Source organism: Pseudobythopirellula maris, from assembly GCF_007859945.1.
Classification (GTDB): domain Bacteria; phylum Planctomycetota; class Planctomycetia; order Pirellulales; family Lacipirellulaceae; genus Pseudobythopirellula; species Pseudobythopirellula maris.
Window position 1 is genome coordinate 150305 of sequence record NZ_SJPQ01000002.1, and the last position, 12836, is coordinate 163140.

General features: G+C 67.2%; 7 protein-coding genes. All 7 read right to left on the reverse strand.

Features of this window, described 5'->3' with window-relative positions; genetic code table 11:
- Positions 1–31: 31 nt before the first annotated feature.
- The 7 genes from Mal64_RS08365 to fliW all read right to left on the reverse strand — a co-directional run bounded on the left by Mal64_RS08365 (position 32) and on the right by fliW (position 12744).
- Positions 32–460, reverse strand: coding sequence for a hypothetical protein (locus tag Mal64_RS08365; RefSeq protein WP_146399075.1), 429 nt, complete (start codon positions 458–460; stop codon positions 32–34).
- Positions 461–556: 96 nt separating this feature from the next.
- Entirely contained in the window at positions 557–3256 is a 2700-nt protein-coding gene (locus tag Mal64_RS08370) for an MGH1-like glycoside hydrolase domain-containing protein (protein ID WP_146399077.1), read from the reverse strand.
- 100 nt (positions 3257–3356) lie between these two features.
- Complete coding sequence (gene fliS / locus Mal64_RS08375) at positions 3357–3857, reverse strand: flagellar export chaperone FliS (protein WP_146399078.1); 501 nt, start codon at positions 3855–3857, stop codon at positions 3357–3359.
- 67 nt (positions 3858–3924) lie between these two features.
- Complete coding sequence (gene fliD / locus Mal64_RS08380) at positions 3925–7071, reverse strand: flagellar filament capping protein FliD (protein ID WP_146399080.1); 3147 nt, start codon at positions 7069–7071, stop codon at positions 3925–3927.
- Between the two features lie 276 nt (positions 7072–7347).
- Positions 7348–11193, reverse strand: coding sequence for a flagellin (locus Mal64_RS20155; protein WP_146399082.1), 3846 nt, complete (start codon positions 11191–11193; stop codon positions 7348–7350).
- 615 nt (positions 11194–11808) lie between these two features.
- Positions 11809–12036 carry a carbon storage regulator CsrA gene (gene csrA / locus Mal64_RS08390; protein ID WP_146399084.1) on the reverse strand — a complete coding sequence of 76 codons (228 nt, stop codon included), beginning with the start codon at positions 12034–12036 and terminating at the stop codon, positions 11809–11811.
- A gap of 270 nt (positions 12037–12306) precedes the next feature.
- Positions 12307–12744 carry a flagellar assembly protein FliW gene (fliW, locus tag Mal64_RS08395; protein ID WP_197525580.1) on the reverse strand — a complete coding sequence of 146 codons (438 nt, stop codon included), beginning with the start codon at positions 12742–12744 and terminating at the stop codon, positions 12307–12309.
- Positions 12745–12836 lie beyond the last annotated feature (92 nt).

Here is a 12836-nt window from a genome sequence, read left to right on the forward strand (position 1 = left end):
CGCTCGGCTCGCGATCGGCGTCATGGCTTCGTCAGCCTGCATCGACAATGCACCGCATTGCCTGCTTCGGCTTCCTCGCCACGCCGCCAATCGCTTCCCCCCTCGTCCACACCAATTCGAAAAACCGCTCTAGCGTCGATCGGGGGGTAGATAGCAGATCCGCCGCTGCGGGGCAACGCAGGTGGGGCCGCTCCCCAAAACCATCCCCGCTTCCCGCCGGCCAAAAAAGAAAACCGAAGTTATCCAAACGCGACTTACGACGATTCTTCGCGGCAAGAATTTCGCCGCAAGGCTTTGTAGCTTTAGCGGTTAGAACAAAATGGCGAGTGGCCAAGAATCGCTGCTGCGCGCGCGGCCAAAAGCGATTGTCGAAATTAGGTGAAACGCCTGTTACAAAGATAATTGGGCGCCGCAGGGGGTGAATTTCAAGCATCCGGCCTGCATTCTGGCGGAAGATCACGCCGCCGCGGCCCCGATTGCTGCGTTTTCCGGGAGCGTTACCAGGCGCCCGGCTGCGGGCTTTTTGTGGCGGCGAATCGGCTACGCGCTTTCTCAACTATTTTTGGCCGCGTCGGTGGCTCTCAGGGTGCTCGGACGTTTGCTGGATGAGCTTCGCCACCAGGGCGGTCCAGCCGGTCTGGTGGCTGGCGCCGAGGCCCTTGCCCGTGTCGCCGTGGAAGTACTCGTAGAACGGCACGTGGTCGGTCCAGTCGGGGTCGCCCTGCATGAGCGACTCGTCGCCGAGCACCGGCCGGCGGCCTCCCTCCTTCGTGCGGAAGAGATCGATCAACCGCTCCGACAGGTCGCCCGCCGCTTGTTCCAGGTTGCAGGTGGCGCCGGTGTCGCCAACCTTCACCCGCACCGCGTCGCCGTAGTAGTGGTGGAACTTCTGCAGCGACTCGATCATCAGGTAGTTCGTGGGGAACCAGACCGGGCCGCGCCAGTTCGAGTTGCCGCCGAACAGGTAGCTGCCCGACTCGGCGGGCTCGTAGCCGACCTGCTGCTCCTCGCCGTCGTACTCGAAACGGAACGGGTGCTGCTCGTGCTCCTTTGACAGCGACCTGAGGCCATAGGGCGAGAGGAACTGGTTCGGGTCAAACATGCGGCCCAGGACGCGCTCGAGCCGCGACTTGTTCACGAGCGAGAGCAGCCGCCGGTTGCCGTTGCCGGGCGCCACGATCGAGGGGAGCGCGTCGACCACTTCGGGACGGTAGCGGATGAACCACTCCATGCGGCGGCGGAAGTCGGGCAGCCGCTCCAGCAGGTCGGGCTCGATCGTCTCAACGGCGAACAGCGGTATGAGCCCGACGAACGACTTGATCCGCAGCCGGTGGCTGTCGCCGTCGGGGTAGCGGAGGGCGTCGTAGTAGAAGCCGTCGGTCTCCGACCACAGGCCGGTGCCGGAGAGCTCGTTGTTGATCGCGTCGGCGATGTAGACGAAGTGCTCGAGGAACTTCGTGGCGATCGGCTCGTAGGCGCGGTTGTAGCGGGCCAGCTCCAGCGCGATCGCCAGCATGTTCAGGCAGTACATGCCCATCCAGCCGGTGCCGTCGGCCTGCTCCAGCACGCCGAGGTGGCCGATCGGCTTGCTGCGGTCGAAGACCCCGATGTTGTCGAGCCCGAGGAAGCCGCCCTGGAACACGTTCTGGCCCGAGGAGTCCTTGCGGTTGACCCACCAGGTGAAGTTCAGCAGCAGCTTGTGGAACACCTCTTCGAGGAACGCCGTGTCGGTGCGGCCGGTGACCTTGCGGGCGATCTTGTAGACACGCCAGCAGGCCCAGGCGTGCACCGGCGGGTTCACGTCGGAGAAGTTCCACTCGTACGCCGGGATCTGCCCGTTGGGGTGCATGTACCACTCGCGCAGCAGCAGCACGAGCTGGCGCTTGGCCCACTCCGGGTCGATCTGCGCCAGCGGCAGCGTGTGGAACGCCAAGTCCCAGGCCGCGAACCAGGGGTACTCCCACTTGTCCGGCATCGAGATGACGTCCAGGTGGTAGGCGTGGGGCCAGTCGCTGTTGCGGCCCTTCTTGCGCTCCTCGGCCACCGGGGGCTGCGAGGGGTCGCCCGCCAGCCAGAGGTCGGTGCTGAAGTGGTAGAACTGCTTGGTCCACAGCAGACCGGCGTAGGCCTGGCGTTGGACGCGGCGGTCGTCTTCGCTGGCGACCGGGCCCTGGATCGCGTCGTAGAAATCGTCGGCCTCGCCTTGGCGGCGGCTGAAGACCTTGTCGAAGTCGGCGAACGGCGCCTCTCCCATGCTCGGCGAGAACCGCGTGCGCATCACTTGCGACTCGCCCGGCGCCAGCTCGAAGCGGCAGTGCGCCGCCGCCTTGGTGCCCCGCCGCGCCGGGTTCAGCCGGTCGCGGTCGCCCTCGACCACAGCGGCGTGGATGCTGTCCTTCGAGTACGGCGAGGCATTCGGGTCGCCCGCGTGGATCCGCCGGTTGGTTTCGTTCTCGGTGAACATCAGCTCGACGCTCGACGCGTCGACCGCCCAGTGGCGTTTGCCGAGGTGGCGCTCCTTGACCTCGATGCGACGGTCGCCCGAGGCCTTGAGCATCGGCCGCGCGGCGTCGTAGCCCCACGACCAGGTGTTGCGGAACCAGATGTGCGGCAGCACGTGGATCGGCGCCGCCTCCGGGCCGTGGTTCGTCACGGTGATGCGGCAGAGCAAGTCCTCGGGCGTCGCCTTGGCGTACTCCACGACGACGTCGAAATACCGCTTCTCGGCGAAGCAGTCACGCAGCTGGTCGATCAGCTCGTGCTCGGGCTTGAGCTTCGAGCGGCCGCGGCTCGCGTCGACCAGTTCGGCGTAAGGGTACGCCGCCTGCGGGTAGCGGTAGAGCATCCGCATGTAGGAATGCGACGGCGTCGAGTCGAGGTAGTAGTAGTACTCCTTGACGTCCTCGCCGTGGTTGCCCTCGGGCCCCGAGAGGCCGAAGAGCCGCTCCTTGAGGATCTCGTCCTTCTCGTTCCAAACGGCGAGCGCCATCGCGGCGTTCTGGTAGCGATTGCAAACGCCGGCCAGGCCGTCTTCGTTCCAGCGGTAAGCGCGGCTGCGGGCGTGGTCGTGGCGGAAGTAGTCCCACGCCTCGCCGTCGGGGCTGTAGTCCTCGCGCACGGTGCCCCAGGCGCGGTCGGCGACGTACGGCCCCCAGTGCTTCCAGTCGGCTTTGCGCTGCTTCGAGTCGCGAAGCCGGCGGTGCTCGACCGTGTCGTGCAGGGGCGGAGAATCGGCGGGAAGGGTGGTCTGAGTCATGGTGCGCTCGGTCAGGCTGAAACATCCGTGTACGACCGCGCAGGTTCAACCCCCCACGACCTTAGGGGCCCGCTCGTAGGCCCCCGAGAAACCGCCCGACTCAGGCCTCGAACGAGAGTCCTGTCGAGGCGTTCTGGGCGCCCGATGCCTGCCCCAAGTGGGGAGCGACCACCGGCGCGCGGCTCTTCTCCTCGGCCGGCTTTTCGGTCGGGGCCTCGCCCTCGATGGCCGTTGCGGCCAGCTCGGCGGCCTGCTTCCAGGTCTCGCGCTCGAACTCGAGGATCTTCAGCGCCTCGCCCATCAGCTTGTGGTCGCTTTGCGTGTAGACCATGGTCAGCCGGGTGAGCACGAACTCGTACAGCCGGGTGAGCTTCTGGTTGATCTCCGAGTCGCTGTGACGCACCGCGGCGACCATCTCGCAGACGATGTCGATCGTCTTGACCAGCGGCGTGTGGGCCTCCTGCTCGTCCTCGCGCAGCAGGGCCTTCTCCGCCTGGCGGCCGAATCGCAGGGCGCCCTCGATCAGCATCAGGTGCAGTTGCGGCGGCGACGCCGTGTTCACCTTCGACTCGAGGTAATCGCGATTCATGGCGGTGGTCATGGCACAGTCCGTTGGGCTCGGGAATGACGTGTGAGAAGGGTATCGGTTGCTGATGAAGCGGGTTGGTTTAGCTGTAGCTCAGCGGCGCGACCGACTCGAACGAGCTGAGCGTTTCGAGGTCGGCCTGCATGAGCGCGATGGTCTCTTCCAAGGTGTAGAACTCGAGCAAGAGCCGATCGCGTTCGCGTTCGAGCTTGGCGTCGAACTCGGCGATGCGGTTCTCGAAGTCCTCGATCGTCGTGGTGAGTGTTTGTGACCGCACCGCGAGCAAGGAGTTCTCGTCGCCGGCCAGCCGGTCGGCGGCGTCCTGGAGCTTGGCGACCACGCCTCCGTTGTCGTCGTTGAAAATCGCTTCGAGGCTGCCCGGGTCGGACTCGAAGGCCTCGGTGAGCTGCTCGCTGTTGAGCGACAGGCGGCCCTCGTCGTCGAGGCTGATGCCGATTTCCTCGAGCGAGCCGAATTCGCTCGAGGTGAAGAACCGGCCCGAAACAAGCCGCGACAGCTCCGAATCGACCCGCAGCGCCTCGTTCGTGCCGAACAAGATGCCGGTCGAGAGCGTCTCGCTGTCGAAGTCGGTGACCGACTCGAGCTCCGTGCGGAGCGAGTTGTACGAGTCGACGAAGTCTTGGGCGGCGTCGACGATCGGGGCGTTGTTCGCACTGACCGTCACGGTGACCGCTTCGCCGGTGGCTTGGCCGACCGTGAGGTTCAGACCGCTCACCACGTCGTTGAACTGGTTGTTCTCCGAGGTGACGACGAACCCGCCCCCCGCGGGACCGAACAACGCCGCGGCGTCGGCCGCGCGGCTGGTCTCGGTGAACGAGAGCCCGCTGCTCGAGCTGTCGAGCAAGATCTCGTTGGCGGCGCCGGTCTTGTCCGAAGAGAGCGCCAGGCGGTAGCCGACGCCGTCGAACACGACCGAGGCGCTGAGCCCGGCCTCCAGGTCGTTGATCCGCTCGGCGACGGTTTCGAGGGCGCCCTGCTCGGCGTCGGTCGAGTTGAACAGGAAGCCGCTGTTGATGGTCTGCTCGCCGTCCGTGGTGGTCGAGGACGACTCGCGAGCGAGATTCAGGTCGGCCGCCGCGGAGCCGGTCCCCAGGTCGGCGACCGTGAGCGTCCCGCTGCCGCCGCCGTTGGTCTCCGAGATCGCGATGCCGGTCCCCGCGCTGTTGATCTCCGCGCGGGCGACGGAGCCCTTGGCTTGGGCGGCGGTGTTGATCTTCTCGATCACGTCGCCGACGGTGAAAGCCTCCTCGCCTGGAAAGCCGAGATCGACCGTGAAGCTCTTGCCGTACGAGTCGGTCACCTGGAAGATGCCGGGCTGCACGCCCGAGCCGCTGTTGAGCGAGCTGAGTGAGATCGCCTCGGCGGTCCCCTCCAGGTCGGTCAGGTCGACCGAGTGGCTGGTGCTGCCGTCGATGATCTGATCGCCGGCCTCGTTCGTGGCGGACGACTCGCCGAGGAGCTTGAGCCCGGCGGCGGTGGAGCCGCCGCTCTCGACCACGGTGAGCGTGCCCGCGCCGCTGGAGGTGTCGGTCAGCAGGACGCCGTCGCCCGCGTCGTTGAAGCTGGCCACCACGCCGGAGCCCGAGGAGCTGAGGTCGGCGTTGATCGCGTCGATCACGTCGCCGAGTGTTTTGAGCTCGCCCTCGTCGTAGCCGTCGAGGTCGACGTTGACGGCCTTGCCCGTCGAATCGGTGATCTTGAAGTCATCCAACTCGAGGCCGTCGCCGCCGTTGAGGCTCGAGAGGAGCGTCGCCCCGCTCACGACCCGCCGGTCGAGCGAGCCGCTGCCGACCGAGCCAACCGAGTCGTCGACCGCCAGGCCGAGGTCGGTCGCCGTGGTCGTGGCGCCGGAGTCGGCGATCACCAGGTTGCCCACGCCGCCCGAGCCGTCGGTGATTTGGATGCCGTTGCGGCTGGCGTTGATCGCCGCGGTCACGTCGGCCGACGAGGCGTTGATGAGCGAGACCACCTCGCCCAGCGTCTCGGCCGAGGAGAGGTCGACCGTGTCGGCGGCGCCGCTGCGGTCGGTGATCGCCAGCTCGCCGAGCGAGTAACCCTTGCCGCCATTAAGGCTCGAGACCAGTGTGTCCTTCAAACCGCTGACGAGCCGCTCGCCGGTGATCACGCCGGCGTCGGCCGCGCCGGCGAGTCCCAGGTCCTCGGCCGCCGAACCGCCGTCCGCGCTGCGAACGGTGAAGCTCTCGGCCCCGGCGGTGTTGTCGGTCAGCTCGAGCCGGGCGCCGTCGGCCGAGATGGCGGCCGTCACCTTGCCGTCGAGTGTCTCGTCGCTGTTGATCGCGTCGACCACATCGCCGAGGGTTTTCAGGCCCGTCAGGTCGAAGCTGTACTCGGTCTCGCTCTCGGCGAAGGTGAAGAACAGGTCGGCCGCCTCGTCGCCGTCGCCCTGCTTGTCGGTCACACGCACGCCGGCGCCGTCGCGCAGCGAGGCGAGCGTCATGCCGTCGTGCAGCGCGTAAACATCGCTGCCGGTAAGTGTGTCGCTCGCGGCGTTGAGGCCGGCCAGGCCGAGGCTCGCGGCGGTCGTGCCCGAGCCGACCTCCTGCACGCGGAAGTTGCCCGACTCGCCCGTCAGGTCGTTGAGCACGAGTTGGTCGCCGTCGGCCGACGCCCGGACGTTGATCTCTTCGGAGCTGTTCACCGCGCTGATCACGTCGTCGATCGTGATGGCGCCGCGCAGGTCGATCACGCCGGTGGCGCCGCTGCGGTCGGTGATTTTCAGCTTGCCGGGCGTGAACCCCTCGCCGCCGTTGAGCTCCGAGAGGGCGACTCCCTTGTCGACGTGGCCGCCGAAGCGGAAGCTCAGCGAGCCCTCACCCAGGGCGCCCGTCAGGTCGCTGTAGCTGCCCGACACCAATTGGTGCGAGCTCGCCGTGCGGAGCGGAGTGAGCTGGTAAGAGCCCACTTTGGGCGACTCGCCGGAGACGACCGAGGCCTTGATGGCCGTGGGGTCGCTCGACGCGGCGGCGCGCGCCGTGTAGGTGCTGTCGCGTCCCAGCTTGGTGAGCGAGAACCGCATCCCCAGCACCAGCGACGAGAGCCGGTCGACCGCCGCTTGCTCGCCGCGGCGGTCGGCGGCGCGCGAGGTCAGCAGGTTCTTCGGCTGAGCCGAGACCGCTAGCAGTTGATCCACCGTTTCCTGGATCGGGATGCCGGTGATCAGACCGACGTTGGTTTGGATGCCGGACACGCCAGGGCGCTCGGGGCGATGGGTTAGGGGACTGTTTTACGCGGGGAAATCGGCTTGCAAGCGTAGGTCGCCCGTCGCCGCGACGAGGGGCGGAGCGCACAACTACGCAATCTTTATCGACCAGCGACCCCTTGCGGGTTCAGAGGAATCGCGGGCGGGGTCGCCACCGCTGCGGTGTTGCTAGCAGCCCGGGGCTCGTATCACGAAAAAAGCCGGCCCGGCCCGCGAGGGGCCGAACCGGCTTGTGAGGTTCTTTGCTTACCGAGAATCCGCCGCTTAGCCGAGCAGGCCGAGCACGTTCTGCGGGTTCTGGTTGGCGATCGCGAGGACTCGCGTGCCCGATTGCACCAGGATCTGCGAACGCGTGAGGTTCGCCGTCTCTTCGGCGAAGTCGGCGTCGCGGATGGCGCTCTCGGCCTCGGTGAGGTTGGCGAGCGTGTCGTTCAGGGCGTTCTTGTTGGTCTCGAGCGTCGTCCGCTGGAAGGCGCCCAGTCGACCGCGGAGCGAGGTGACCTGGTCGATCGCCTCGCCGACGATCGCGGCCGCCGTCGTGGGGTCGGTCGACAAGTCGGCCGAACCGCCTGCGCCGAGCTGGAACAACAGCCCGCTTGCACCGCCCAAGGCCGAGGTGTTGACGCTCGAGATGCCCAGGCGGGCCTGCTGGTTCGACACCACATCGGGGCCGAGCTGGAACAGGGCGCCGCCGCCGTCGATGTCGAACTCGATCGTGCCGGTGAAGTCGGCCTCGACCGTGGTCGTGAGGTCGAGCGTCGCGGTGTTGATCGATAGCTCGTTGCCCTTGCCGTTGGCGGCAACGCCGTTGACCGTGGCGACGATGTCTTCACCGACAGCCCGCTGGCCGCTGCCAACAGCTTCGGTGAACGTGCCGTCCTCGTCCTCTTCGATCACCGAGATGTCGACCACCGACTCACTGCCGAAGGTCGTCGAGAGCAGCTCGACGGAGGTTCCGTCGGAGCCCTCGGCGGCGCTGACGCCCGTGGCGTCGCTCACCAGGTTGATCTGGCTGACCAGCTCGGCGAGGCTGGTGCCTGCCTTGAGGTTGAAGACCTCCGAGCCCAAGGAGCCGCTCAGTTCGATCACCGCGTCGGCCGTCAGGCCGCCCGAAGCGGTCGCCCCGTTGTTGGCCTGAGCCAGCGCGGGATCCGAGTCGGTCGTCGCGAACGTGCCGGTGCCTTCTTCGCCGGCGAACTCCGCAGTGAAGCCGGTGAGCTCCGTGTTCAACGCGTCCACGATGTCCTGGATCGCGATGTCCGAGTCGTCGTCGACCGCGATCGTGATCGTGGTGCCGTCGTCGGTGATCGCGACCACGCCGTCGCCGAGGTCCTGGCTCGTGTCGAAGTCGATGGTCCGGTTGGAGTCCTCGCCCTGCTCGGTGGCGGTGATCGTGATCACGTCGTCGCCCTCGGCGGAGCCGCCGGTCAGCTGCACGACCGCCGAGTCGAGCTCGCTCGCGTCGGTGATCGATCCACTGCCGCTGAAGCTGGCGGTGACACCTTCGATGCCGGCCGTGATGTCGTCGGCGATGTCGCTCAGGGCGACGCCGGCGTCACTGATGGTCACCAGGTAACCGTCATCGGCGTTGCCGGTGATGACCGTGTCACCCGTGAGCACGGCGCCGACCGCAAACGAGACCTCAACGCCCGCGGCGTCGCCCGTCCCGCTGAGCGAGATCGACTGCGGCGAGGTGGTGCCGTCGTCCGAGCCGGTGACGTTGATCACGCCGCTCGGGATGGCGCCGGCGGGCTCGCCCGCCGGGTCGTACACTTCGCCCGGGTCGCCGCTGTACTGGACCGAGGCGAGCTCGTCGATCGCTGCGCCGAGGTCCGTGGCGAGGTTGGACAGGTCGGTCGGGCCGTCGTTGGCCAGCGTCACGACGTAGCCGGTCGAGGCGTTGCCCGACAGGCCGAACACCGTGGAGTCGCCGCCGTCGAAGTCGGTGATGTCGCCCGTAGCGGCGGTCACAAAGCTGATGTCAAAGTCGTTGCCGGCGCCCGCCTCCGTGGTGAACGTGAGGGTCTCGGTCGCCGTGGTCGCGTCGACGCCGTCGGCCAGCGTGAACGAGCCGGCTGCCGCGTCGTCGGCGGCCTGCAGCAACGTGGTGGCGTCCGCGGTGCCGATGGCGGCAGTGAAATCGCTGCCGGCGTTGACCGCGTCAAGGAAATCTTGGATGTCCGCCTCGCCCTCGGCCTGGGTCACGCTGACCGTCAGCACGTTCGTGCCGGCGTCGTAGCTGGTCCCGGCCGCATCGGCGCCGAAGTCGTAGGTGATGGTCGAGGCGTCGTTACCCGCAACCCCGTCGGCGGCTCCACCCTCGACCGCCGTCAGGCCGATCACGCTCTCCGTCGGGAGGCTGAGGTCGAAGTTGGCGTTGAGGTCGTCGTCCGGACCGCCGTTGGCGGCGGTGCTCTCGAACCGAGCGGTGCCGTCCGCGGCGCCGAGGTCGGCGACGAAATCGCTGCCGGCGTTGATCGCGTCAACCAGCTCTTGCAGGGTGACACTGTCGTCGGCGTTGGCGGCGCGGGTCAGGTTGATCTGCAGCGTGTCGCCGCCGGTGATCTCTGACCCAAGAGCAAGTTCGCTATACGAGATCTCGAGCGAGGTGATGGCGCTGGCGGCGGTGCCGTCGATCACCGCGGTCAGGCCGATCGACTCCAGGGCGCCCGCCAATGCCACCCCGGTATCGACCTGCTCATCGGTGACGTTCAGGGCGCCGAGATCGAGAACGCCGGCCCTCTCCGCGGCCGTGGCGTCCACGGCGCGGAAGTCCGTCGATTCGTTGTTGACTAGGTCGATGATATCACCAGCGGTGATCGTGGCGCCGGTCAAGTCGATGGCCGAAGTGATCGTCAGGACACCGGTGCCCGTGTTGAAGGCAACGCCGTCGACGCCGTTCGATGTGACGTCAACCCGGGTCACCGAGAAGCCGGTGCTCCCGTCCGCGGTCCCGTCGTTGCGGGCTTGGAGAACGATGTCCAAGTCACTCCCGTCGACAGCAACCGTGGCGGCGTCCGCCTGAGCGGGCGTGAACGCATTGGCGCCGTCGGCCGAAGTAGCCGTGAAGTCGGCGCCGGCGTTGATGGCGTCGAGGACGTCGTCGATGTCCGCGCCACTGGCGGCTTCGTCGAGCGTAATGGTCAGGACGCCGGAGTCGCCGTCGTAGCTCGTGCCCTCAACTCCGTTGTATTCAACCTGGATCGACGAGAAGTCGTTGGCGTCCGCAAGGCCGCCGGAAGCCTCGGTGACGGCGATCGTGGACGCGCCAATGGTGATCGTGCCCGCCGCGAGAGTGTCGAGAGAAACGGTTGCGTTCTCTTCGGTCTCGATCTCGAGCGTGCCCGTGACTTGCGTCTCAAGCTGCGCGGTGCCGGTGGCCTGATCGCTGGCAGCGGTTTGGACGGTGACGTTCTGGGTCTCGGTGCCGGCTACGGGGTCGGTGCCGGCGAGTGTGAAGTCGACATCGGCCGTGCCCGGGGTCCCGCTGGTAAAGGTCAGCGAGCCGTTCGCGGCGGCGCCTTCGATGCCCTCGGCGATACCGTCGACCTCGACCGACGCCTTGGTGGCGGCGCGGGAGACGTCGATATCGAGGCTCACCTCGCCGGAGGCGCCGAGGTTCGCTTGGTCGATCTTCAGGCCCGACAGCTTGGAGAAGTTGTCGCCGGCCGTCGTGATGAAGTCGAGCGAGCCGTCGAGCAGGCGGCGGCCCTGGAACGTGGTGGTTTGGGCGATGCGGTTGAGGGCCTCGAGCGACGAGTCAACCTGCAGCTGGTTGGCCGCGATCTGCTCGTCCGAGAGGGCGCCCGAGTTGGCCGACTCGGTGACCAGGCCGCGGATGTCGTTCAGCAGCGAGCTGACCTGGCCGAGGGCCGAGTCGGCCGTGGCGATCACCTGGTTGGCGCGGTCGGTGTTCGTGATCGCCTTTTGGATCGACGTGATGTCGCTCCGCAGGTTCTCCGAGGCGATCAAACCGGCCGGGTCGTCCTTGCCCGTGTTGATCCGCAAACCGGTCGACAGGCGGGTGAGCGACTGGGAAAGGCTGGCGTTGGCCTTTTGTAGGTTGTTCCTACCAACGAGCGAGCCGACGTTCGTATTGATCCGTGTCATGGTTCTGAGCCCCTTTGAGGGAAATCGGTTAAGCCGCCGGTTGGGTTATGGGTCGCGGCGGCGACTTGACGTTAAGGGAACCGTTGCTCTCAACGTCGGTTGTGCGGTGACATCCAGGTGTCGTTCTGGTGTTGCTCGCCCCGCCATCCGAACCGATCTCTGCTGCTTGCGGTTCGCTGAGTCGGGGAAGCACGAAAGGAAATCCTCTGCGTGGTTCCTCGCATCTCGACGCCGGCCTCCCACCTAGGAGACTGAGCGCCTGCATGAACGTATCGTCCGGCGCCAGCACGCGCGTTAGCCCAGCCGGCTTTTCTTGCCAAACTCGCGGCGCCAGCGGAGGCACAATCGCTACAGCCGTTACAGACCGCCAAAAAACAGGCTAGAACCCCTCTCTAGCGTCATGCAGGGGCTTGCGGATCGTTGCAGAGTTGATCCCAAACGTCGCTGCCGCAACGGCCGCGAGGGGTGGCAGAGCACCGAGAGAAAGGAGTTGCGTGTCGGCCCGATCCTCGTAGGCCGCCCAGCGGGGGCGGCGGCGCGCGATCGGCCCGGGGGCGGCGAGCTCGGCGGGCTTTCGCTGGCCCGGGGCGCCGCGGTGGCAGGCGACGGAGACGCCTACTTGTTCTTTTCGCCGTCGACCTGACGGGCGTCGTCGGTGGCGATCTTGCTCGCCTGCTGGTTCTCGCGCTGGATCGCCTCGTACACCTCGCGGCGGTGCACGGGGATCTCGACCGGCGCGTCGATGCCCAACCGGACCTTGTCCCCGCGGACGTCAACGATCGTCACGACGACGTTGTCGCCGATGATAATGCTCTCGTCGCGTTGCCTCGACAGGACCAACATGGCGTTTCCTCAGCTTGGCGCCGGGTCGACCGCAGGCGGCGGCACGGCGATGGGGGCCAGCGCACGTGTATCGGCGCGTGCGTTGTGGGATTCGACCGACCCCTTCGGCGGGAACACCGGTCACGATTCTGGCATCGGCGCCGATCGGCCCGAAAATCGAATGCTGTCATTCGACTGACGGTTATGCGGCGCAAACGAACCCCGCAAGCCGGGCAACCTGCGCACACCCGCTCCTGGGGAGCCGCGTGCGGTCGCCCCAATGCGTGCGCCCTACGCCGTGCGGCGGAGCGGAGCGGGCCCGCCGAGCAGGTGGCGGACCGGGTGCTCGTCTTTGGAGACCACCTGGCGTCCGCGGCGCGACTCGAGGCTCACGACGATCGGCGCCCGCAGGTTGGCCGAAAGGCCCTCCGCGTGGCGGCTCACGACGACCAGCACCTGGGCGTCTTGCGGCCCGGCCAAGCCGATGGCGTCGAGGTCGCGATCGGCGACCCGCACCTTGTAGCCCTGCACAAAGCGGCGTGGGCTCACCACGGCCAGCGCCACGTCCGAGCGGTCGACCGCTTGCAACCAGGCGAGGGCGGGCGACTGCGCGTCGGCCAAGAGCACCCAGCGGCGGATCCCCTCCATGCCGATCAGGCCGTAAGGAAACTCCAAGAGGTCTTGCGTCTTGCACTCGACCACGCCGAATCGATCCGTTTTGACTTGCATCGCTTGTCCCCGATCTTTCCGCCTTACTGCGCTGACATCGTCGCGTTGGCCCATGGCAGGCCCCGCGCGCTATCTCCTAGGATCGGCTCGCG

Bases quoted from the DNA above. Each gene is read 5' to 3' on its own strand.
- fliS (WP_146399078.1), bottom strand. From the start codon at position 3,857: ATGACCACCGCCATGAATCGCGATTACCTCGAGTCGAAGGTGAACACG.
- Mal64_RS08370 (WP_146399077.1), bottom strand. From the start codon at position 3,256: ATGACTCAGACCACCCTTCCCGCCGATTCTCCGCCCCTGCACGACACG.
- csrA (WP_146399084.1), bottom strand. From the start codon at position 12,036: ATGTTGGTCCTGTCGAGGCAACGCGACGAGAGCATTATCATCGGCGAC.
- Mal64_RS20155 (WP_146399082.1), bottom strand. From the start codon at position 11,193: ATGACACGGATCAATACGAACGTCGGCTCGCTCGTTGGTAGGAACAAC.
- fliW (WP_197525580.1), bottom strand. From the start codon at position 12,744: ATGCAAGTCAAAACGGATCGATTCGGCGTGGTCGAGTGCAAGACGCAA.